The 23,452-nt window shown below is 56.3% G+C and carries 18 protein-coding genes and 4 pseudogenes; 12 read left to right on the top strand and 10 right to left on the bottom strand.

Features of this window, described 5'->3' with window-relative positions; translation table 11 throughout:
* Positions 1-28 precede the first annotated feature (28 nt).
* Positions 29-1,121, bottom strand: a pseudogene (locus CLU91_RS26805) (IS3 family transposase).
* Positions 1,122-1,701: 580 nt separating this feature from the next.
* On the opposite strand from CLU91_RS26805, the gene CLU91_RS28065 reads away from it, so the two are divergent.
* Entirely contained in the window at positions 1,702-2,685 is a 984-nt protein-coding gene (locus tag CLU91_RS28065) for a hypothetical protein (protein WP_157814839.1), read from the top strand.
* Positions 2,686-2,833: 148 nt separating this feature from the next.
* Here CLU91_RS28065 and CLU91_RS26810 read toward each other — a convergent pair whose 3' ends face one another.
* The 3 genes and pseudogenes from CLU91_RS26810 to CLU91_RS26820 form a co-directional block, all read right to left on the bottom strand.
* Complete coding sequence (locus CLU91_RS26810; RefSeq protein WP_232730976.1) at positions 2,834-3,109, bottom strand: transposase; 276 nt, start codon at positions 3,107-3,109, stop codon at positions 2,834-2,836.
* Positions 3,110-3,132: 23 nt separating this feature from the next.
* Positions 3,133-3,429: pseudogene (locus CLU91_RS26815) on the bottom strand (integrase core domain-containing protein); the annotation flags it as partial.
* Between the two features lie 28 nt (positions 3,430-3,457).
* Positions 3,458-4,810 carry an IS30 family transposase gene (locus tag CLU91_RS26820; protein ID WP_100877123.1) on the bottom strand — a complete coding sequence of 451 codons (1,353 nt, stop codon included), beginning with the start codon at positions 4,808-4,810 and terminating at the stop codon, positions 3,458-3,460.
* A gap of 265 nt (positions 4,811-5,075) precedes the next feature.
* Here CLU91_RS26820 and CLU91_RS26825 point away from each other — a divergent pair, with 265 nt between their 5' ends.
* The 5 genes from CLU91_RS26825 to CLU91_RS26840 are packed head-to-tail and all read left to right on the top strand — an operon-like array spanning position 5,076 to position 11,121.
* Positions 5,076-7,232, top strand: coding sequence for a type VI secretion system Vgr family protein (locus CLU91_RS26825; protein WP_100876989.1), 2,157 nt, complete (start codon positions 5,076-5,078; stop codon positions 7,230-7,232).
* Positions 7,233-7,238: 6 nt separating this feature from the next.
* Entirely contained in the window at positions 7,239-8,699 is a 1,461-nt protein-coding gene (locus CLU91_RS26830) for a DUF2169 family type VI secretion system accessory protein (protein WP_100876990.1), read from the top strand.
* Positions 8,696-10,240 (top strand): PAAR-like domain-containing protein, encoded by a 1,545-nt coding sequence (locus tag CLU91_RS26835; protein WP_232730966.1) that lies wholly within the window; start codon positions 8,696-8,698, stop codon positions 10,238-10,240. The genes CLU91_RS26830 and CLU91_RS26835 overlap by 4 nt, the downstream gene beginning before the upstream one ends.
* 17 nt (positions 10,241-10,257) lie before the next feature.
* On the top strand, positions 10,258-10,689 hold the full coding sequence (locus CLU91_RS28070; protein ID WP_157814841.1) for a hypothetical protein: 432 nt from the start codon (positions 10,258-10,260) through the stop codon (positions 10,687-10,689).
* Positions 10,690-11,121 (top strand): tetratricopeptide repeat protein, encoded by a 432-nt coding sequence (locus tag CLU91_RS26840; RefSeq protein WP_100876991.1) that lies wholly within the window; start codon positions 10,690-10,692, stop codon positions 11,119-11,121.
* A gap of 277 nt (positions 11,122-11,398) precedes the next feature.
* Here the strand turns inward: CLU91_RS26840 and CLU91_RS28075 are convergent, their stop codons facing one another.
* The gene (locus tag CLU91_RS28075; protein WP_157814842.1) at positions 11,399-11,845 is read right to left on the bottom strand and encodes a hypothetical protein; all 447 of its coding nucleotides are present in this window, start codon (positions 11,843-11,845) and stop codon (positions 11,399-11,401) included.
* Between the two features lie 391 nt (positions 11,846-12,236).
* Here CLU91_RS28075 and CLU91_RS28080 point away from each other — a divergent pair, with 391 nt between their 5' ends.
* Positions 12,237-12,794, top strand: coding sequence for a hypothetical protein (locus CLU91_RS28080; protein WP_157814843.1), 558 nt, complete (start codon positions 12,237-12,239; stop codon positions 12,792-12,794).
* 594 nt (positions 12,795-13,388) lie between these two features.
* Here the strand turns inward: CLU91_RS28080 and CLU91_RS26850 are convergent.
* Positions 13,389-13,643, bottom strand: coding sequence for a glyoxalase superfamily protein (locus CLU91_RS26850; protein ID WP_100876993.1), 255 nt, complete (start codon positions 13,641-13,643; stop codon positions 13,389-13,391).
* A 266-nt stretch (positions 13,644-13,909) separates the two neighbouring features.
* Here CLU91_RS26850 and CLU91_RS26855 point away from each other — a divergent pair, with 266 nt between their 5' ends.
* The 5 genes from CLU91_RS26855 to CLU91_RS26875 all read left to right on the top strand — a co-directional run bounded on the left by CLU91_RS26855 (position 13,910) and on the right by CLU91_RS26875 (position 20,963).
* On the top strand, positions 13,910-14,686 hold the full coding sequence (locus CLU91_RS26855) for a hypothetical protein (RefSeq protein WP_100876994.1): 777 nt from the start codon (positions 13,910-13,912) through the stop codon (positions 14,684-14,686).
* On the top strand, positions 14,683-14,928 hold the full coding sequence (locus CLU91_RS26860) for a hypothetical protein (protein ID WP_100876995.1): 246 nt from the start codon (positions 14,683-14,685) through the stop codon (positions 14,926-14,928). Before CLU91_RS26855 ends, CLU91_RS26860 begins: the two co-directional genes overlap by 4 nt.
* Positions 14,929-15,659: 731 nt before the next feature.
* Entirely contained in the window at positions 15,660-16,430 is a 771-nt protein-coding gene (gene imuA, locus CLU91_RS26865) for a translesion DNA synthesis-associated protein ImuA (protein ID WP_232730967.1), read from the top strand.
* A gap of 16 nt (positions 16,431-16,446) precedes the next feature.
* Positions 16,447-17,832: a Y-family DNA polymerase gene (locus CLU91_RS26870; RefSeq protein WP_332870907.1), complete on the top strand. Its 1,386-nt coding sequence runs from the start codon at positions 16,447-16,449 to the stop codon at positions 17,830-17,832.
* 2 nt (positions 17,833-17,834) lie between these two features.
* Entirely contained in the window at positions 17,835-20,963 is a 3,129-nt protein-coding gene (locus CLU91_RS26875) for an error-prone DNA polymerase (protein WP_100876997.1), read from the top strand.
* 440 nt (positions 20,964-21,403) lie between these two features.
* Here the strand turns inward: CLU91_RS26875 and CLU91_RS28605 are convergent.
* The 4 genes and pseudogenes from CLU91_RS28605 to CLU91_RS26890 all read right to left on the bottom strand — a co-directional run.
* A pseudogene (locus CLU91_RS28605) lies at positions 21,404-21,577 on the bottom strand (DUF2274 domain-containing protein); the annotation flags it as partial.
* A pseudogene (locus tag CLU91_RS28330) lies at positions 21,563-21,673 on the bottom strand (LysR family transcriptional regulator); the annotation flags it as partial. The pseudogenes CLU91_RS28330 and CLU91_RS28605, both read right to left, overlap by 15 nt.
* 60 nt (positions 21,674-21,733) lie before the next feature.
* Positions 21,734-22,474, bottom strand: coding sequence for an SDR family NAD(P)-dependent oxidoreductase (locus tag CLU91_RS26885; RefSeq protein WP_092715365.1), 741 nt, complete (start codon positions 22,472-22,474; stop codon positions 21,734-21,736).
* 20 nt (positions 22,475-22,494) lie between these two features.
* Entirely contained in the window at positions 22,495-23,403 is a 909-nt protein-coding gene (locus CLU91_RS26890; protein ID WP_092715367.1) for an NAD-dependent epimerase/dehydratase family protein, read from the bottom strand.
* Between the last annotated feature and the right edge of the window lie 49 nt (positions 23,404-23,452).

Consider the following 23,452-nt stretch of genomic DNA (forward strand, 5'->3'; position numbering starts at 1 on the left):
AGGGTAATCCCCCCATTTTTAGGGCGCGCTAAAAGTAGAGGTTAAGCGGCCAAGGCAAGCTTCTGTTTGGTGTGATGCCGCCAAGTGCCATGTTGGGCCGGTCGTGATTGTAAGTCCACAGCCAGCGGGTTGCAAAATCCTGGATCTCATCGAGTGTTTCAAACAGGTGATGGGCCAACCAATCGTAGCGCACCGTGCGGTTATAGCGTTCGATATAAGCATTCTGCTGTGGCTGGCCAGGCTGGATGAAGTCGATGCGAATGCCGCGTTTGGCGGCCCAGGCCAGCGTCACGGCGCTGATGTACTCGGGGCCGTTATCGCAGCGAATGACCTGGGGTTTGCCACGCCATTCGATGATCCTGTCGAGGGAGCGGATGACGCGTTCGGACGGCAATGAGAAATCAACCTCGATGCCGAGTCCCTCACGGTTGTAGTCGTCGATCACGTTGAACAAGCGGATGCTACGGCCATCGGCCAGTTGGTCGTGCATGAAGTCCATCGACCAGGTGTCATTGATCTGTGCAGGCACGGCCAGCGGCAGCGGTTTTTCTCGCACTAGGCGATTTCGCGGCTTGATCCGCAGGTTCAGTTCCAGCTCGCGATAGATTCGGTAGACGCGCTTGTGATTCCATTTAAAACCCTTCACGTTGCGCAAATACAGGAAGCACAGGCCGAAGCCCCAGTTGCGCTGGTTGTTGGTCAGGCGCACCAGCCAGTCGGCCACCAGGGCGTTCTCGGCATCGAGCTTGGCGCGATAGCGATAGCAGGTCTGGCTGATGCCGAACGCCTGGCAAGCCAGTCCTATGGTGGCTGAACGCTGGGCCACGGCCCATTGCGTCATCTCCCGCCGCTGAGATGGCGCTACCATTTTTTTGTCAGGGCCTCCGCGACGATCTCGGCGCTTCAAGCGCTCCTCGGCATATATTTTCTTCAGGCGCCGGTTTTCGTCCTCCAGTTCCTTCATGCGGGCCATCAGCGAGGCGTCCATGCTTGGAACACCATTTGTAGAACGTGGCATTGCTGATGCCGTGCTCGCGGCACAGCTCAGGGACTGGCGAGACGCCCTCGGCTTGCTTGAGGATGGCGATGATCTGGCTATCGGTAAAACGGGAGGTCTTCATGCAGAACTTTCAAAAATCCGAATTTGGAAAATTCTACTTTTAAACGCGATCATTTGGTGGTGGGGGGGGGGATTGCCGAGCACTGTAGTCGATCCGCGACCCATCAACCTTCTCTATCAATACAGCTACCGAAGCGGAGGCCGTATTGGCAATGTGACAGAACCTCAGCAAGGAGGCAGAACCATGTCGATAAATAAGAAACTTATTGGCTGAATGATATTGCTATTTTATTGAAATTATGGAATTACAGCATGCTGGACGCGGTATAATTACTACGATGTATTAAATAATTTTTCTATTTACAGTCGAAGATTTTGGCCGGTATATTATGACAATCGATTGAAGTCACAGCGAATAACGGATGACCAATCGTTCGAAAAAATAATAAATAGTTTCCCATTAACTTTACATTTCTTATTTGGCCTATTGTTTATATATAAAACTAATCGATTTAATTTTTCTCGAAAAAAATAGACGATGTGATAGTCGTCAAGTGTATTTAAATTTTTCACTGTTTCCTTAGGGGTAACGGTATTTCTCAGTGTAAAATAATTTTGATGGTATTTTAAAATAAAACTGCATGATTTATATAATTTTTTTCTTGATAGTAGTTTTTTCTGTGGCATTTTTCATTGGGTGGCTATGCAGGAAGTCTTTCTTCTGGAATTGGGTGGATCTTATCTACTACCCCCTTGCTGCCGTGGGGATTTTATTACTTTTCATTTCAAACGACCTTCAACGCGAGATGTTCCAAGTTACGCAGCGTGCAGAAGCCCAGAATTCATTACTGTTGGAACTTAAAGCAAAGCGTCCAAATATTCAAGTTATGAATACAGAAGATTTAATGTCAACGTACGTCGAACATCTTGCTCTAGTTACAAGGTGGGTAGATATGTGTCGCGGAAATTCTATTGTTGTTGATCCCCAATGCATAGCGGTGCAACATCTCGACAAGCCTACGCGAAAATTTTTAAACATAGCGCGCGCACGCTATGATAGTTTTCCTGCCAAATTATTAGCCACCTGCAAAGCCGGTGATGCAATGCTAGCAGAAATTCGTGAATCTAATGCTATCTCTAGTATCGTATCTGATAAGTTGTTGTCCCAGTATGCTCATGCTGTTTCACTGAATATCTCTATTTATGATAGTGATTCAATAACGGCACAGATAAGAGAATTTAATGTTGGTGCTACAAAGAATGGTGATGTAGTTGATGAAGCTGTATTGCAAAAAACAGACGCTATATCGACGATACTCAAGAAGATTCGCATCGCTGAAATTGGCTATGGTGAGATTATTTTTCGTGCGTTATCAGCGTGCATCTCCGCTCCTAGGAAAGACCTTGCATCACTGGAAAAATGGGAAACCTTGACAACTTCGAAGGTGAAAGAAGTTACTGAGTTGGAGGAGCAGCGTGAGCGCCTTAAACATTCAACAACACAGCACAAGACTATTCTTTGGACTCAATTGAATATTTGGCCTTTTGTGCTTCTACTAGCATTAGGGCTAAAATTTGCAAAAGGAGCGGCTGCGCTAATGAATGCGCGAGCTAAACGACCTTGAGCTGGTCGACGTTAACCTGTAGCATCGTTTGGGGATAGCACCGTACGATACGGTACGGCCTTTCTGGCCGTACCCCGCCTCGACGGACAGCATACTTGCCCCGATCCCACCGACTGCGGCAAGCTCGGCTGCAAGCACCACTAAGTAGTCAGACGAAATTTATTGTGAATGCAGTTCCGAAACCTTTCATCAAGGATTCCACCTCGCTCAGCAACTCGCTTCCTTTCAGTCCGGCGAAACGGCGCCAGAAGTACTTGGCCTGTTTCCACAGAATCTCGATGCGATTCAGTTCCGGGCTGTAAGGGGGCAAGTAATACAGAAACAGCCCCTGTGCCATCCATTTCCGTCGGCATTTCTCAATCTGCGGCCCCTTGTGAAATGACGCATTGTCCAGTACGACAATGCGCGGCACGGTGAGGTGCACTGTCAATAGCGGACACTCTTGTTTCAAGCCGCCCGTGGCTGTTTGCTGAATTTTTCAGCGAACAACGCGGGCGGAACATTGCCGAGGCGCGAGTGGCGCCGCTGGCGGTTGTAGAAGCTTTCACTTTCAATGTATTCCTGTATTGCAGCTTTTGCATCGGCCCGGGTGGCGTAACGTTGATGGTGCACCAGTTCGTTTTTCAGGCTGCCCCAGAAGCTCTCCATGGGCGCGTTGTCATAGCAGTTCCCCCGGCGCGACATGGACGGCTGCATGCCGAACTGCTTCACCAGTTTTTGATAGTCATGGGCGCAGTACTGGGCGGATTCAACTGGTCCTCGCAACACCAGATTATTGAGCAGATTTTAGATACTCGTCCAGCGCTTCGGCCGGAGTTTTCCAACCCAGTGTTTTTCGTGGTCTGGAATTCAATGCATTAGCAACGGCTCGGATTTCTTGAGCGCTCCACCGAGACAGGTCTGTGCCCTTTGGGAAGTATTGTCGCAGGAGGCCATTCGTGTTTTCGTTTGTACCTCGCTGCCATGGACTATGCGGATCGGCGAAAAATACCTTTACCCCTGATTCGATTGTGAAGCGGGCGTGATCAGACAGTTCTTTACCGCGGTCCCAAGTCAACGTTTGCCACAAAAGGGCAGGCATGTCGGTCACGGTATTCTTGAGCGCATTAGCCATCGTCACAGCTCCGTAGCCAGATAGGGCGGGGCCATTCTTCATCCTCGGCATCAACCCATAGCCGTCCTCACGAGGCAGGTGGACAAGCATCGTAAATCGGCTTGATCGCTCGACCAAGGTGCCGATCGCGGATCGGTTTAGGCCAATGATCAGGTCACCTTCCCAATGTCCTGGCACAGCACGATCTTCGGCCTCAGCGGGCCGCTTGGAGATCATCACATCCTCCCTGACGTGTGCCCAAGCCTTAGCTTGGGCCCTTGTCCTCGGCACGCGCAAAGCCCGCCCAGTGCGCAGACAACTAACCAACTCGCGCTTGAGGGCTCCTCGCCCTTGGATATAAAGTGCTTGATAAATGGCTTCGTGAGAAATGCGCATCGATTCGTCGTCAGGGAAATCGGTCTTCAGCCGGTTAGAAATTTGTTCGGGCGACCAACCACTGACCCATTTACGGTCACCGCGATGCGGCTTGTTTCTCCCAATGAACGGCGCTTGCTGCGGCCCAGAAACTGGACGGCCATTGGCATCTCGAATCCTACCTTCAAGACGGTCTTGAACGTAGTCGTGCAAGCGCTCATTGATCGCCAGTTTCGAAGGTTTAGGTCTCTTGGCAACCAGCTCCGCCTTCCACTGCGCAACCGAAGCTCGATACTCAAGTCGGCCGCCGCGAGTTGCAGCGTTACGCGTCAGTTCGCGGGAAACCGTTGATGCACTGCGCCCGATAAGACGAGCAATCTCGCGTACTCCAGCACCTCGGCACGAAAGAAGTCCGATTTCCTCTCGTTCCGCGAACGACAAGTACCTCCCGGAAACCGGGCTCAAAATAGAAAGTGGCATGCCGCCATTATGGCGGAACCATCGCGTCCCAACCGCTTGAGAAACGCCCACCGCCTCAGCAGCCTTCTCACTCGTAATGCCTGTTGCTATTTGCTCCCAGAATAGCCGCATTGTTTCGCGGCGAAGCGACGGCGCACCTGGTGAGCGCATCGCTCCACGCCCCGTCAATTTTTCCATCCACCTCGCGGGTCGTCCCATAAACACCTCCTTGATTTAGGGTGTTGCGAGGACCAGTTGAATTCGCCTGTCTGCTGTTCAACCTGCTGCTGAAATATCAGTAGTTTCATCACATCAACTCCTGCGTCGTTGCCTATCATGCTTTGACAGCAAAAATTGACGAACTACTTAGCTCCTAACTCATCAGTTTTGCGACATCGCAATACCATTCTTGTTGTGCCCGCTAAAGTCATTGCTACTGCAATGCAAAGGCAACGGAAGATCCATGAACTTCTTTGACGGCGACACCATCACACTGGCGGCCCTTTGCAACGGCATGCAAGGTGATCGTCTGCTTCGCCTGCACTTTCCGTATGGCGACGCGCCCGCCGACACCTTGTTGCTGGCCAACAGCCTGGACGCCAACGAAAGCCTGTCGCGCGACTTTTCCTATGTGGTGGAGGTGCTGTCCGACGATGCCGCCATCGCCCTCGACAAAGTAATGGGCAAGATGGTGACCATCGAATTGGTGCGCGAAGATGGCACCTTGCGTTACTTCAATGGTTACGTGTTCGAGTTCCGTTTCGTCCGCACGGACGGTGGCTTCGCCTACTATGAGATGGTGCTCGAACCATGGCTGGCGCACCTGCACTTGCGGCAAAATAATGTCGCCTTCCACGGCTTGACGGTGGCGGCGCTGACGGATAAGGTCTTCGATGACTATCTGATGCGCGATTACAAGCTGGCCGCCGGCGGCCCGGACCCCGCCATCACCTATACCTGCCAACATAACGAAAGCGACCATAACCTGCTGCATCGCCACTGGGAGCAGCTGGGCTGGCACTATCGCTACGAACATCGCTTCGATGGCCATACGCTGTGGCTGTCCGACGACAGCACGACCGGCAAGGCCATCGACGGGGAACTGAGCGAAATGCCGTTCCAGCACCAGGCCGGCTCGCAGGAAGACGATGGCGTGCATCAATGGAGCACGGTGCGGCGGATGGCCCCTGCCCAGATGACGGTGGCCAGCTTCAATTTCAAGAATCCCCGCAGCGCCCGCGCCGGCCGCGATTCTTTGAACAAGCAAGGCGCCGTGCCCCGGTTGGAGGTATATGAAAACACGGGCAGCTACGGTTTCAAAAACCTCGACGACGGCGAGGCGTTGGCGCAGCGCCGCATGGAAGAGCGAGACGCGCAGGGCCAGCTGTTCGAGGCGCAGGGCAACGACCGTACGGCGCAACCAGGACGCTGGTTCACCCTGAGCGGTCATTTCGACACAGCTTTGACCATCCCACGCAAGCCTGTTACCGAGTACCTGATCCTCTCAGTGCGCCACCAAGCCAGCAATAACTACCAACAAGGCAACCACGCCACTTCCCACTACAGCAATACGTTTACGTGCATCGAACGCGCCGTCCCCTGGCGCCCGGGACGCAATTTCCATAGCCGGGAGCCGAAGATCTACGGCGTACAGACGGCCACCGTCGTCGGGCCGCCCGGCGAGGAAATCCACACGGATGGTTACGGACGGGTAAAAGTGCAGTTCCACTGGGACCGCCTGGGGACCTTCGACGAAAAAAGTTCGCCTTGGATAAGAGTGATATCGACCTGGGCCGGCCCGAATTTCGGCCACATCAGCCTGCCCAGGGTGGGCATGGAAGTGGCAGTGCAATTTCTCGACGGAAATGTCGCCATGCCCATCATCATCGGCTGCGTCTACAACGCGCGCAACATGCCACCGTGGGACTTACCTGCCAACAAGACCCAGAGCGGCATGTTGAGCCGCTCATCCAACAAAGGCTCATCGGCTCACGCCAACGCCTTGCGTTTCGAAGACCGCAAGGATGCGGAAGAACTGTGGCTGCATGCGGAAAAAGACCAGCGCATCGAAGTCGAGCACGACGAGTCGCACTGGGTGGGCAATGACCGGAAAAAAACTGTCGACCGCGATGAAACAGTGCTCGTCAAGCGCGACCGCACGGAAACGGTGGGCCACGACGAAACGATCACCGTGCATCACAACCGCACGGAAAGCGTGGATAACGACGAGCACATCGACATCGGTCACAACCGCACTGAGGTCGTCAGAAAAAATGAGTCGGTCCGCATCATCGGCTTTCGGGCTGAGAAAGTGGACCGCGCTAAAACCGAGACTGTCACCTTGGCCAAGGCCCTGAGTATTGGCGGCGCCTACGCGATCACCGTGGGTGCTGTCATGCATACCGTCGTGGTGGGCGCCAAGTATTTGCGCGCATTGCGCAACATCCTGACCATCGCCGAAAAAATGGAAATCACCGCCGGCACCGAATTTGAAGTCACTGTCGGTCAATCTCACTTTTACATGAGCAGCGATGGAAAGATCACCCTGACCGGTGCCGATATCAAGATTGGCGCCACCGGGCCGGTGCAGATCAATGGCAACGACGTGGATGTCAACTGATTAGCCATGAACATCCTCAATCACACGCCCTTCCCGGCCCAGGTGTTTGAGTCCATTGACCACCATGGTCAGATGTTTTGGGTGGCGACATTGCGCCAGACACTTAGCTTCGCTTCGGGTCAGCCAGTATTTTCTGATCTGCAAGTACCACTATGCGAACGGAACTCCCCCTTTTCGGACATTGCGCCTGGCAGCGTGCGTCAAGAGTCTGACTACTGCCCTGTCAAACCGCGTTGTGACGTTCTGGTCAATGCCACAGCGCATGCGCCAGGTACTGCGGAACTACCCAGTTTCCAAGTGAGACTGCGCGTCACAAGACCTGGCATCCCTTTGCCTTTGCCTGAACGTCCACGTGGACTCAGTCCACACATGTCACCACAGCCGGCAGAGCTGACTGCCTGGAAAAACGAGTTGGCTCGGCTCAGTACACTGGCCACGTCACGTGAAATACTGGTGAACAAAGTGCTGAGCATCACTGGCCGGCGGTATTTCGTCAAAAAGTCGCTGCTGGTGCGCGTTCTGCAAGCGATTATCTTCGTCGCCACACTAAGCCTGATTCGTCTCAATCCCTGGCGGTTGACATGTGCGGCGCCGTTTCGCGTTCTTCCCCTGCGCTATGAATATGCCTTTGGCGGCGAATGTCGGGTTGAGGCGGATAGGCCATTGGTGCGGCAGGTCCCTTCGCGCTACTGCCTTTCTGCGGAGCAGATGGCATCCCACCCCGCCAATATGACGGGCCGAGTGCCAGTTGCGCATTCGATTTACGAGCGTAATCCGTTCGGTGTTGGCTACGCTGAAAAATGGTATCTGCGTGCCATGGGCCTCGAACAGGTGCCAGCGCCGCAAATCGAGGCCGCTGGCCGGCAGATGACAGCCGCACAGTTTTGGCGAAGCCATCGAAGCGGAAATTTCAGTCAGGAGGGACAGGGAGGGGTAACCGATCCGATCGGCCTGGGCGTACGGAGCAACACCCATCCTGCCAGGCGCATCTTCGCTGGCACGATCGACGAGGCGTTTATCGCTGGCACTGCTGCGCTGCCGGCTGATTTTGATGAAGCGTACTGGAACTGCGCACCGCAGGAGCAACAAATACCGTATCTGCGTGGTGACGAGCGATTTGAGCTGACCAACCTCTGTCCTGCCAATACAGCTGGCGCATTCAAAGATAAGCGTGGGAACACGGTTCTGCATTTGATGCTGCCTCAGCAATCGATATTCCTCTTGTTGCGCCAACTTGACGGTTCGCTCGCCACCCTGCCGCTGCAAGTCGATACAGTAATTATTGAGCCAGACAGTGGCGTGATCACACTGGTCTGGCGCGCGCGCTGGCCAAGGATGTCGGCAGTTGCTATTCGCACTTGCGAATTTCGTGCGCATCCAGGTGCCTGGCCTGGTGATTCCGGCGCTGCAACGTCCGGTCAGCGTGCTACGCAACGATCGAGACCCGAGAAGCGGGCTGTCGCATGAGCGCGCAGGAACCCGGGGCGATGGATTCTGCGCCATCACTGCCGCCTGGCATCTGGAGCTCGGGTGAGCATGAGAGCATGCTAGCGCAAGCGTTCCAAGCGATCGACGTCGAAGAATCATCTGCGGCACAGCGGGCGAGCGTGGCGCGCCCCGCCATACCCGGCGGCACCAACCGCATCGGCGCGCGCCGCGATGCCGGATTTAAAGCAATCAGTACGGCACCCTCGATCAATAAAACGCCGATTGGTCCATCCATGGTGCCGCTGCCGTATCCAACGGTTCAGGATCTGTCCAATAGCGTGGGTGTTGCGCGATCCGTACGCTTCAACGGCGAGCCTGCGTATGTGCTGCACAGAAGTACCCAGCCCAAAGGCACTGGGGATGAGCCTGGTACCGGGAAAGGGGTGCGCTCGGGCACGGTTAACGGCGAGGTCAAACCCGTGGTGGGTAGTAGCACGGTGCGTGCCGAGGGGAAGTACATCGTGCGCGACGGCGACGCCTGCACCATGAACGGTGGAAACAATCCTGGTATTTACGTCACCTCACCAGCACCTGTCTGCCGCATCAGTAATGGCAAATTCATCGGCGAGAGCAACCCGCCGGTGCATGCAGAGACGCCAGCGGAGGAAAGCTGGTTCTCTAGCTGGTGGAAGAACACCAAACACGAACTCAATGAAGCTGTTGAGCACCCTTGGGAGGCGTTGAAGGGAGCGGCCAAAGGCATAGCCAACATTCCCTCCTCCATCGGCGAGATGGTGATGAAGGGTGCCACTTTGCAGAGTGCCGGCGAAATGGAGCAGGCCGCCGCCATGCATAGCATGTTTGGCCAGACAGAGGCAGCGGAGCGGATGAGCGCAGGTGCCGAGCAGGTACGCCAGGGTGTCGACGCTATTCATCTTCCGATGTTTGAGATGAGTAACGCCGCGCAAGCGGGCGGTGACAAGATCCTGACGGCGGCGACGTTGGTCGCTGGTGGCGTCGGCATCGCCAAGAGTGGGGTAAAAGGTTTAGCCGGGCTAAGTAAGAGCGCTGGCGTCGCCGATGCGGAAGCGGCCAAAATTATGGCAACGGGTGCCAAAGCAGCTCAAACGGAACAAGTACTCGCAAAAAGCGGTGTTGTCGCGGATGATCTTGTGGCGGTTCCTATCGCCACACCCGCTGGCAATGGGGTGAAAATTCTGCGCAAGATCAAATCATTGCGTGAAAAATATCTCGGTAAGACTCCTGGTAAAGGGTCTCGCACCGGGCGCGAAGTACAAGAACGAATGCGTGCGGATGGTACCCTACGTGATGATGCTTTTACTGGGCAGCCAGAGTTTCTTGCAAGCGATAATAAATGGTATGAACTACGATTTGCTGATATGGCGCATAAAGAAGATGCCGTGTCGTGGTGGAATCGCTTAGGGCGACAATACGGCGCTAAGGCGCCTGAGGTCAGGACCTGGATGCTAGACTCAAAAAATTATGTACTCGACCTAAATTCACTCAACCGATCAGCAGGCGCCAAGTTAAAAGTAGGTTATCTACCACCACTGAAATAGAAAGGCAGGGAAAATACATGATTCCTCTTGCTACTGAAAAAATGTCTAAGATGCAAGAAATTGGCCGGCAAGCACGAGCTGAAATCGCTGCCGGCAATCCCGATGCCGCACAAGCGCTGCTTGAAAAAGCATGGCAATTGATCCCTCTTCCACGTGCGCAATGTCATGACAGTGTATCGCTTGCGCGCGGTGCACTACGATTAATGGCATTTTCTGGCAAGCCTTCACTCGCACTGCGATGGATCAGTGAACTCGAAAATTTACCCGTATCTGACCTTGATCCAGGGCCTGACTTTCTCCAAGGGGTCACGTATTATGAACTCTGTGACCTGCGTCGGGCGTATGAACACTTCCAGCGCTCGTTTACGATGTCAAAAGGTAGATGTTTTGTAGATGAAGATCCCAAATATTTGGCATTTTATAGAGAACACGCGGCAAAAGGAAAATGAATGGACTTACCTTCCAATGTAAGCAAGCAGATCAATTTGCTATCAGAAATGGGCAATGACCTGGCCGATCAGGGAGAATTCTCCCAAGCAGCGGAGAGATGGACGCAGGCCCTTGATCTGCTCCCTCCGCCGCAGGCTGACTGGGAAACGTATACCTGGCTGAAGGCCTCGATTGGCGATGCGCTCTATCAACTTGCGGACTTTTCTGCGGCGCGCGAGGCATTGTTCGATGCGCTCAATGGCCCTGACGGCCAGGAGAACCCGTTTGTGCATTATCGCCTTGGACAGACGGAACTGGCCTTGAAAAACGAAGAGGCAGGCATTTCAGAGTTGCTCAAGGCGTACATGCTCGACGGTGAGGAAATCTTTACCGAAGAAGAGGATGGGCACATTTTTTTGCAAAAACTTCGGGATGCCGGGCTGGCCAGCTAGCAAACATGGTGGATTGTGTCGAGGTGCTCAATGCGTAAAATTCTCATGATCGTCGTCGTCATCCTACTCGCGAGTATCGCGGGATTGTTGGCGATGGACCGCTACGACAAGCATGTGGACAAAAAAAGACAAAAGGCGTTCAACGAGAAGTTTTTGAAATAACAAATCGGCGCGATCTGGGATGTAGCCATGATCGATGAACTTCCGCCAGATCAGCTCCAAGGCCGCAAGACCGCACAGAAAATTTCAGGCCAAACCTCCGCGGAATCCGACAAGATCAGCGCTGCCCTAACTCGTCTCTTAGTTCCTGTAACGAAGCATACTGGCAGTACCGGCCCTTCGTAAGGTAGTCTCTGGCACGAGGGTCCCCAGCGCGCACGGCTTCTTGAATGGCAAGGTATGTCGCTAATGCCCATTTTTGGTTGGCTTCGGATTCATACTTCCACACGCGCGCCCAAGCATTGGGATCGACGCCGTCGGAAAGTTGAGTGAATCGTTGCCAAGGATCAGCCACTTTTTCAGCGTGCAGTATCTTCTGCTCATATTCTCTATCCGACGATGATGAGTGTGACCAATACCACGCAGAACCCAAAAGCCCAAAAAGAAAAAGAGGAAAACCAATATTACGAGCGACGTTTTTGAGTTTCAACCGGTACCATTCGCGTAGAAGGCCTAATCTTTCCTTGACTAGTCTGTTCAAGGGCCGAGTAGAATCGCTTTGCATGATTTTGCCTCCTCTTCATCGTTGGCGAATCGTTTGGCAACCTGGCACGGCAGCGGTACAGCAAGTTTTTGACTGCTACTCGCTCAAAAAGTTTCTGCAAAATGTGCCGTTGCATGCTCCTCTCCATTGATATTTAACAAACGTTGCCGGACGATTGAAGCCCATGCTAAGGATAAATCTTGGCGTCACCGCTGTTAGATAATAGCAAGTCAAGGGAAGATTTTACAGAAGTGGCGATCTAGCGCAATTTCCTGAAATTAAGAATGGGGGCGCAGAAAATGTATGCGAGGAAAATCCAATTTTTCGGATTGATAAATATTCAGACCATCGAGCCAAGAGTATCGCTCACCTTGGAAGTGAGAAATATTACTGCCCAGAATAGGGAGATACTGTGAAATTCATGAATATTGCAGCGATTGGATTCATCGCAATGAATATCTCTGCTTGCACCGGCTTTGATCCATCACTCAATGGTTTATTAAATATCGATACCAATATAGCTATGCCTTCCCAAGTGCGCCCAGGTAATTTATATCCCGATAAAATTTCAGCCACCACCTACTCCAAAGAATCGGGATGCACGGTACTGCCGATTCATAAAAGTAGCGTCGACGTTGATACACTTTATGGACGCGCAATGGCCCGTTTCGGCTTTAAGTCACTTGAACAGATCACGTTTTACCGCAAAATGGTTGATCGAACTTACCTGGTTGATCAGGGATACAAGCATGAAAAGCAAAGCGGCGCTTTTTACCATTTAGCTCAAACTGTCTCGTCGGGTATATCTGGAAAATCAGGGGCAATGTGGCTCGAGCTGACATTTTCTAAAAATGGTTCTGGCAGTGACGTTACTGCCGAATTTTGCATTGATGCAGGTGATCCAGTCATGTCCAGCAACAATATCCGCCAACAAATAAGCGCTCGAATCCAAGAGATCTTCGGCACATGACAAGGTGGCAGCAGCGCGGGCCTCGCACACACGCCCGTTCCAGGCCTATGTATATCACTCGGTGATGGTAGTGGACACGTGAATCCGCATTTGCTATTTGAGTTTTGTTAGCGGCCAGAAGTAAATAGAAGCATTATCATTGCATCATCCGCCACTCTTATACAGCCAGTACTCTTGTTCTCCCGCAAAGCTACTTGTCCTGTCGGGAGTTAGGATGAGGCCAATCGTCTCCTGAAAGTGGAAAATGAGAAGGCTGTGCTTGCAGGCGTTCGTCATCATTGCATCAGGATGCACGGCCAGCGGGGATCGTGCGCCGGATGATTTGATTGGCCAGAACACCTTCGCCGTCGCTGCCCGCTACGGCACGCCCGGCAGCTATCGACATGAAGATGATCTTTTGCAGCTCAACTATGGGAGCGAGGCGGCTGGCTGCCGGATCATGATGTTGGTGGACCAAGCGCAGAGGGTCGTGGGCTGTGCCAGCACTGGCGCAAGGTGCGCGCAGCTATCTTACAAGCCGACTATACCTTGATTTATCCTGCTTCATGGCCGCTATTGCTGGAGGATCTCAATCCAGTTGTGTTACCTAATGGTTTACAACAGCAGGTCTGCGGAACTCACTTCATGCTTGTATTTGTGGGCGAGCCGATATGCCAGGCGAGCTGTAGCTAACAAATCAAGTTCCTGCGCGCCAACGCGCCGGGGGAAGGCCTGAACTTCTGGCCAATTTCGCAGTCCTACAAGCGAAGCGCTGAGGTCCAGCGCCTGGCCGTGCCCTATTTCGATAGCGGAGTCTTCTAAAAGGGCGCGCAGACAACCGGCCAACTGCTTGAGTTGTTGAGTATCCATGGTTTCTCCACGGGCGGTGTTTCCGGTGCACACTTTGCGGACCGCCCATAGGTAAAAACCACGATATGGAAGGGTTCTGGATATTCCCCGTCTTCATCGTACCCTTTCGGCGCGTGCGGCAGGCCACGGTAGCCAGCAATCATTACATCCCTGACATGATCGCCCGGCCAAGTTCTGTGTAGCCCAGAGGCCCCCCACTCCTCCCGGCTGTAATTGTGCTTCCCAAATATTGACTGGACGCGTGCCGATCTCAGTACAATGCCTCGATGAATCCGAACGATCCCTTCGACCGCGACAACTTGACCCCTGCAGAAACCCTTCTTGCCGGGCAGAAGATTGCCCGCGACTATTTTCAGGGCGAGCTGTATCAACGCGATGGCGTTTCCCGCCTCGAGGGGATCACGATCGATCAACTCGACGGCCCCAGGTTGGACCTCGACGAATCTGAGACCGGCAGGCTGTTCATGATCCCGGATGGCTCCATTGTGTGGGCGCTCGAAGCAAGGGAGCACGGCGAGGCGCCTGCCGGCTTGGAGGTCGTGTCGAACAACCTCTTCATGGCCGAAGACGAGAAAACCAGTGTCATCGCCTACAGGGATGACGAGGGTGCATCCCTGCGCGTCGACGCGCTCTATATCCGCCGACTGATACTCGCCGTCGACGCGCCTGAACGCATGGCCACGGTTGCATTCGGCCTGATGGCTATTTCGGCTTACCGGCTAGGCTTTGGCCACATTTCGCTTTTCGCAGCTGGAAACGGACCGATCGACCCAGACGACCCGGACGGTTTCGTTGGATTCGCTGTATGGCCGAAATTCGGGTTTGACGCGCCACTCGAACCTGCCGAACTAAACATGGCACCATCCGAGCCCCTGCGTGCTTGCCGGACTATCCAGGAGGTTATTGCTGTGGACCAAAACTGGTGGAATGTACACGGCCGGGGCCGGGATATGCGCTTCGACTTGAGCGCCGACAGTCGAAGTTGGGCGATTCTGCTAAACTACCTGTATCAATCACTCCCTCTACCGGAGATTGAATCATGACCGCCTTGAAGAAAACGCCTCCGCCCCAGAACAGTGCCTACAAATTGGCAGCGGCCGCTCGCCGCGCCAAGGTTGCTTCCATGAGTGCGCCGATCATTGGTGAAGTCAAGCCATCCCAGGGCCGGATCCGGGTCACGCTGGGTGGCAAAGCCATCAGCCGGGATGCCCGTTCGGGCTTGTTCGGACCGTCTTCGATCGACATTCCGGAATTTTCCAGCGTCCGGAAGCCCAAGTCAGCATAAGGAAGCGGCCAGTGGCCGCTTATTTTTCGCGCGCGAAACTCCTCCGGCAGCGCACAACCGCCATACTCCAAGGCGGCCAAGGATCCAAGGAAGCCAAATAGCGACGCTCGCTGCCGCGCAGACAACTCCTCCTAGGAGGAGGAGTATCGTCTTCCCGAACAAGCTCAACATATAGCCGATCCAGTACTTCTGTATACCAGCCAGATAGGTCACTTCGTCCCTGGCGTTCCAGTTTTTTTCGCTGCCATATTTTTAATATCCTCCGCTTGCGCCGTTTCGCCGGCGCACATCCATTCTGGCATCACGACACGATGCATGTGCACTTGCATCGTTCGGACTTTAGTGTGCCAAAAGCCCGCTGGCGTGGTTGCACCGGGTTTCGTGCTCGCGATGTATGAATCGCCACCAGTAACTTAGACTCTCCTCATCCATGGTTTTCGGACGATGAACAACCGATGGATCGTATTAGGGCCCTGAGTGTCTTGCCAGGCGCCTGGCCTGCGATCTCGTCGCTGCCTGATCCAACGGCGAGATCGGGTCTGACCTGTCTATCTCCTCTGCCCTGTAGCGACTCCTGCCGCGCACAAGCAAACCATGCTTGAGCTTCGACGGGTCACCTTGACCCTTTCGCGCCATCGCATCTGTCAATTTTGACAATTCAAGAAATTCATGGACCTTGCAGTTTTTGACGTCCTCAGCATATACTGTATTTATATACAGTATTTTTGAGAATGATCAACATCCTCTCGCCAGACACCATGCTTTCACCTTCCCTTCAACGTAGCAGCCCTACCGCACTGGCCAATAGCGCCCTGTTGCGCGACGTCTGGCGAGCAAGTGAACTGAGCCGAGGAACAACCAGCACCGTCACTACCGGTCATAGCATCTTGGATCGTGAGCTTCCTGGCAACGGTTGGCCGCAATCGACCTTCACGGAGTTGCTAGTTCAGCAAGCGGGTATCGGGGAAATGCACTTGTTGCGGCCAGTGCTGGCGCAACTATCGCAACGTCGTCGGATCGCCCTGGTGCAGCCGCCGTACTTGCCCAACTCCGCCGCCTGCAAATTCATGGACCTGAGTTGCCCGAACCTGCTCTGGATACGTGCGCCCAGCACCGCCGATGCTCTTTGGTCCACCGAGCAGATCCTGCGCAATGGCAGTTGCGGTGCGGTATTGCTGTGGCAAACCAATATCCGCGACGAAGCACTGCGGCGCCTCAATCTGGCGGCGCAGACGACCGAGACGTTCTTCTGGCTGGTCCGGCCGATGAGCGCAGCGGCCGATGCGTCACCAGCGCCATTACGCCTGGCATTGCGCCCCGCCGCCGGTGGCATTTCCACTCACATCATTAAACGGCGTGGCCCACATCATGAGGCGCCACTCTTTATCCCGCTGGCTGACATGCCGGCACGTCAACGTTTTTTGGACGATCAAAATGCGGTTCTGGTTCAGCGTACACCTCCCACTGTTGCCACTCGAATGCCTCAGGCCGCGCTGGTGTGAGCCGGGGCCGTATGCGGTGGTCGAGAAAGGCCGCATCATCACAGTCTCGCAGCAAGCCTTTGCCGAAGGCGTGCGCGTCGGCATGCGCCCCGGCGGTGTAGCGGCCGTCTCGCCGGATACCGTCATCCTGGAGCGCAGCCTTGAGCGCGAACAGATTGCCTGCAATGCCATCGCGCTCGCCCTCCTCCAGTTCACCCCGGAAGTGGCGCATGCCGGCGACTTCAGCCTGCTGCTGGACGTGACCGCCAGCTTGCGCCTATTTAACGGGCGAGCCGCGATCAGCCGGCGCATTCGCACTGCCCTGCAAGCGATTGGGATGACCGCGCAGCTCGGCACGGCCCCGACGGCCATGGGGGCCTGGCTGCTGTCGCGCTGGCAGCCGGTCAAACGCCAGATCATTCTGCGGCGCACGGTGCACATGCGCTCACTGGAGCGCCAGCTCGACCGCATGCCCTGCGCCTATCTGCCCAGCACGGCGAATCACCTCGAATGGCTAACGGATATTGGCGCGGATCATCTGGCGGCACTCCGGCGCCTGCCCCGCCCGGGCATCCAGCGCAGGATGAACAAGCACGTGCTCGATGAGCTCGACCGTGCCTATGGGCTCGCTCCTGAATTGTTTGAATGGATCGCCATTCCCGAAACTTTTTCAGCGCGCATCGAGACTTTTGACCGGATCGAACACGCCGATGCCCTGCTGGACGGCGCCACTGGCCTGCTGCAGCAATTCGTTGGATGGCTAGTCGCGCGCCAGCAGGCTGTGAGCGTTTTTGTTCTGCTGCTGGAGCACGAACGCGGGAAAACTGCGATCCCACCTACGCCGATCGAGATCGGATTGGCAGAGCCGACCTGGCGCGACGCGCACCTGATACGGCTGCTGAAAGAGCGCCTGGCGCGCACGGAACTGGTTGCCCCGGTCATCGCCCTGCGCCTGGAAGCGCGCCTGCTCACCGCGATGGCGCCACCGACACAAGATCTGTTTCCCGAGCCGGGCGGCAGCCCCGCCGATTATAAACGTCTGCTGGAATTACTCAGTGCCCGACTTGGCAGCGACAACGTCCTCTCGCCTGTCGAGCATCACGACCATCGGCCGGAGGAAAGCAATGCCTGGGCTGCCGCCACCGAGAAGCGCAAGGCGGTCAACGCCGAAGATGAGGCTTTTGAGCGCCCGTTCTGGCTGCTACCTAAACCTATCCCGCTGCTGCTGCGCGGCGAACGTCCCTTCTATGGTTCCCCCCTAAAAATGCTCAAGGGGCCGGAACGCATTGAGGCTGGCTGGTGGAACGATCAAATCGCGGCCCGCGACTATTACATCGCGCAAGGAAGCGATGCGACTTGCTACTGGATCTACCTGGAGCGCGTCGTTGACGGCCGCTGGTATCTGCACGGGATGTTCGGCTGATCATGGACCAGCCGCCAATTTCCACGCTGCCCGACTATGCCGAGCTGCAGTGCATGAGCCATTACTCTTTTTTGCACGGCGCCTCTCCGCCCGATCAATTGGTGGCGCGCGCGGCGCAGCTGGGCTACCAGGCCGTCGCCATGGCCGACGAATGTTCCCTGGCCGGCGTGGTCAAGGCGCATGTGGCCGCGCGGGAGTGGAACATTCATCTCATCATTGGCAGCCAGATGAGGGTGACACCGGAGGACGGCACCCCGCCCTTCACTGTGCTGGTCCTGGCCATGGATCGCGACGGCTACGGCAACCTGAGCGAACTCATTACCGCTGCGCGCACGCGCGCCGACAAGGGAAGTTACCTAGTCTGGCCACGCGACATCGCCAACCCCACCGCCCCTCTCGCCCATATAAAAGGGCTGCCGGGCTGCCAACTCATCCTGTGCCCCAAATATAACGCCCCCTATGAAGAGATCGAGCGGCAAGCCGAATGGCTGGTGCGCAGCGCACCGGGCCGCGCGCGCGTCGCTTTGACGTTGCACCACCGCGCCATGGTCGAAGCCATCGGCGCCGAATTCAGCCTGCCGGTGGTGGCCACGGGCGACGTCGTCATGCACCTGCGCTCGATGAAAATCATCCAGGACACCATGACCGCGATTCGTCTGAATACGCCGGTGGCGCAGTGCGGCTATCAACTGGCCTCGAATGCCGAAGCGCATCTGCGCTCGCGCCTACGGCTGGGCAACCTGTATCCGCGAGAGGCCCTGGATGAAACCCTGCGCGTGGCCCAGCGCTGCACCTTCTCGCTTGATGAACTGCGCTATGAATATCCAGGCGAGATTGTGCCTGAGGGACAGACCCCGACCAGCTACTTGCGCGAACAGGCGTATATCGGCGCGCACTGGCGCTACCCGCACGCTATACCCGACAACGTGCAGGCGCAGCTCGAATATGAGCTGGAACTGATCGGCGACATGCAGTATGAACCGTATTTTTTGACGGTATTTGACATCGTGCGCTTCGCCCGCTCGCAAAAAATCCTCTGCCAGGGGCGCGGATCGGCGGCCAATTCGGCGGTGTGCTACTGCCTCGGCATCACCGAAGTCGATCCCTCGCGCGGCACCCTCCTCTTCGAGCGCTTTATCTCGCGCGAGCGCGATGAACCGCCCGACATCGATGTCGACTTCGAGCACCAGCGCCGCGAGGAGGTGATCCAGTACATCTACCGCAAGTATGGGCGCATGCGGGCCGCCCTGACTGCCGTCGTCATTTCCTATCGCCCGCGCAGTGTCCTGCGCGATGTGGGGCGCGCGCTGGGCGTGGATCTATCGGTGGTCGACAAGGTGGCCAAGGCCTCACATAGCTGGGGTGGACGGGCCGACCTGCAGCAGCGGCTCATTACCTGCGGACTCGATCCAAACTCCCCCATCGCCGAGAAATGGGCGGCAATTGCCGAGCGCCTGATGCGTTTCCCGCGTCATCTGTCCCAGCATCCGGGCGGCTTCGTCATTTCACGCGGCCCCCTCTCCCGCCTGGTGCCGATCGAAAACGCCGCCATGCCCGAGCGCACCGTGATTCAATGGGACAAGGATGACATCGATGAGCTGGGTCTCCTGAAAATCGACATCCTGGCGCTCGGCATGCTGTCGTGTATCGCCCGCACCCTCGCCTTGATCTCGGAGCAGCGTGGCGAGCGTTTTGAACTGGGCGATATTCCCCATGAGGATGCCGCCACTTACCAGATGATTTCCAAAGCGGACACCGTCGGCGTGTTTCAGATCGAATCGCGGGCGCAGATGTCGATGCTGCCGCGCATGCAGCCACGCGAATTCTATGATCTGGTCATCGAGGTGGCCATCATCCGGCCAGGCCCGATCCAGGGCGGCATGATCAATCCGTATTTGCGCCGGCGCCAGGGACTGGAAGCAGTCACCTATCCGAGTCCCGAGATCGAGGCGGTGCTGCGGCGCACGCTCGGGGTACCGATCTTTCAGGAGCAGGTCATGTCGATCGCCATGACGGCGGCGGGATTTACGGCCGGTGAAGCCGACCGCCTGCGCCGCGCCATGGCTGCATGGAAAAGAAAAGGTGGCCTGGAACAGTTCGAAGACCAGCTCATGAGCGGCATGGCCGAGCGTGGCTACAGCCTCGAGTTTGCCACCTCCATTGTTGGCCAGATACGCGGCTTTGCCGAATACGGTTTTCCGGAATCCCATGCGCACAGCTTTGCCCTGCTGGCCTATGCCAGCAGCTGGCTCAAGTGCCATCATCCCGCCGAGTTTCTGGCCGCCCTGCTCAACAGCCAGCCCATGGGTTTTTATAGCCGCTCCTCTCTGGTGCAGGACGCGCGCCGGCATGACGTCGAGGTAAGACCCGTCGATGTCTGTACGAGCGGATGGGAAGCATCCCTGGAGCCGATGGCGGACGGCAGACTGGCGGTACGCCTTGGTCTCAATAATATCAACGGAATGGAACGGGAGGCGGCGTGGCGCATTGAGGAAGCCCGCGCTGCAGCCCCCTTCAAAAACACACGCGATGTCGCCATGCGCGCGCAACTCGATGCGGGGGATATGAAGGCGCTGGCGTCGGCCAATGCCCTGGTAACGTTGACGGGCAATCGCCGCATGGCCATGTGGGATGCTGCGGCGAGCGTGCCGGAGCGGGATTTGATGCGCGCGACGACCATTGCCGAACCCTTGCTGGAGCTGGCGCCGCCCACGGAAGCCGATGACATCGTGGCGGACTACCGGCATGTCGGCCTGACACTGGGCCGTCATCCACTTGCTCTCTTACGTGAGCGCCTCAATAAAATGCGCTTTGTGCCGTCGGATATCCTGAACACCTTCAGCGATGGCCAGCTGGCCAGGGGCTGCGGGATAGTCACGGTAAGACAGCGGCCGGAGACGGCCAAGGGGGTGATCTTCCTCACCCTGGAAGATGAATTTGGCACCATCAACATTATTGTCTGGCCCACGTTGGTGGAAAAGCAGCGCGCCGAACTGATGAATGCCTCACTCTTGGGGGTGTACGGTATCTGGCAATCGAAGAGTGGCGTGCGCAACCTGATTGCCAAGCGACTGGTGGATTGCTCGCATTTGCTCGGCCAGCTTGATACGAAGAGCAGGAACTTTCACTAACGAGTTTCCTTTCGCAATTAATTATGGCAACAAAGTGCCTACAGCAATCGTAGCGATTCATTAAGCCCGAATCGCCCATCCGCAAGGTGAGGTTCATCTCGCCGCGCAGCCCACGTCGTGGGCGAAGGATAAGGTCGGAGGCCTTCCAAGGCTGCGCCTCATTCATATTCCCGCCGGCGGAGCTATACGAAGGTATATCAACGCTGGAGCGCGACTTGAACAAAGGACAGCAGGCTATACAAGACAACAGTTAGACCGAATTGAGGTGGCTTTCAGGGGCTTCCGGCTTTGCGAGGAGCATCGCGGTACACAGCCTCATCGCGTCATGGCGGCAGTAAAGCAATCGTCGAGGCATTATCTCACCGCCTCTCTTTAGCGCTGAAAGCGAACGCGCATCCTTGGGCTGCGCGTTGGTCATGCGGCCGATGGCCGAAGCGTCGTCAGCCAGGTTTCGGGAGCGGGGCCTTGGCCCCGCCGCTTTTCCTGAATCTCCGATCTCCCGCCATGAACGCCTCAAGCATGTAAAGGATCAGCGTGATCGCATCGACCACCTCGCCGTAGGTCTACGCGTGCAGCGCGGCATAGCGGTCGAGATCGGTCTTGGGGCTGGCCGGCAGTGGAGACTGTTCAATATGCAGTCGCTCCGCTGCGCGAGCGAAATGCAGCTCATCGGCGACCGCGATGAAGCATCGTAAGTGGTGCAATTCCATGCGTCATCGCGTCCCCGTCCTAAGCCACGAGCTGCAGCGTTTGTATAGCCCCCCTCCTCTTCACAGCCGCATCAGGCCACCGTCGACCACCAATGTCTGCCCTGTAACGAAGCGCGCATCTTCGCCGGTGAGGAAGGCCACGGGGCCGGCGATGTCAGCGGGCGTACCGAGCCGCTTGATCGCCTGCATCATGTAAACCTGCGCTTTCTGCTCGTTCGGCATGCCGCTCGCACCTTCCGTGTCGGTGATGCCAGGATGAACGGCGTTAACGATGATGTTGTCAGCCGCGAGCTCATTGGCGAGCGCGCGGACGAGACCTACCACACCCATCTTCGAGGTGATGTAGTGAGAAAATCCCATTCCGGGCGGGGTCACCATACCAACCGCGTCGGAACCCACGGCGACGATTGCCCCGCCCCCAGCCTTGCGCATCAGCGGCACGATCGCTCGGGCGCCGATCACATGGGCGTCGAGGTTCACAGCCATCACGCGGCGCCATTCGTCCTGCGTCATCTGGTCAAGCCCTGTGATCGGGTAAATGCCGGCCGCATGCACGAGGACGTCGGCACGGCCGAATTCTTGCTCTACCTTGGCAGCAACCCGCGCCCAGTCGGCCTCACTCGTCACGTCGGCCGCGATGGCTATCGCGCCATTGCCGATCTGAGCAGCTTCCTCCGCAGCATCTTGGCGATTGACGAGGATGACTTTCGCCCCGCGCTGGGCCAAAAGTTTGGCGATGCCGTACCTGATACCCTGCTTGCCGCCAGTGATGATGGCGACCTTGTTTTCATGTGTCTTCATAGATTTGCTCCTTGGTTAAATTAAGGGTTTGCGAGCGCACGCAGCCGTGGCTCGCCTACCTGCGACAGAAAATCGAATTGGGTGGGCTGCCAGCCTAGATCGGATCGTGTCCGTGGATCGCGCGAGCGGCTGCATGCTGATAGCAGTAGCGCCCCGAATGGGCCGAATACCTCGGTCGCCTCCTCCATCGTCAGGCTGCGCGTTTTGACACCTAGGTCACGCGCCACGGCCTCGGCAATCCAGCGGTATGGGATTTCCCCGGCAGCGGCGTGGTACAGCGCGCCAGACTGCCCGCGTTCAATCCCAAGCGCAAACAGCTGCGCCAGATCGGCGCTGTGCACGTTGGAATAGGCGGCGAGTCCGGCACCGATGTAGCAGGCGGCGCCGGTGATCGCAACCGAGCGGTACACGCTCGCGACAGGGCCATTGTCGCCCGGTCCCCAAATCACAGGGGGCCGTATCACCATGCTTCGCAGGCCATGCTCGGCTGCTGCGCGGACAATGGCCTCTGCCTCCACCCGAGGAAGTGCCAGTGGCTCCGGCACAAAGGGGTCGTCTTCGGCAAAGCTGTCCGGACTCCACGCGCCGCCCGTGCGTTGCATGAAAACGCCGCTGCCCGACAAGAAGATGAACGTCTTGCCGCTTCCTGCGAGCGCTTCGCAGAGCGTCCGGAGGATGACCGGCTCGTGTTCGAAGGCGACCTGGGCGGCGTAGATTGTCACCTCTGCTGAACGTGCCGCAGCAAGCACGGGTGCGACGTTGGCGTCAAGATCGCCGCGAATTACAGAAATACCAATAGTTCTTAGGGCAGCTTCGGCGCTATCAGTTCGCGCGAGCCCTAAGACTCGTTGCCCATCCGCCAAGAAGTGCCTTGCTAGCGTGCTTCCAACAAATCCCGAAGCACCAATGATGAAGATATTTTGTGACATGAATGGCTCCTTTGTTTGTAGCGTAGGGCCTATCGATATCTCTGAAAAG

Origin of the sequence: Janthinobacterium sp. 64 (assembly GCF_002813325.1) — a bacterium.
Taxonomy (GTDB): domain Bacteria; phylum Pseudomonadota; class Gammaproteobacteria; order Burkholderiales; family Burkholderiaceae_D; genus Janthinobacterium.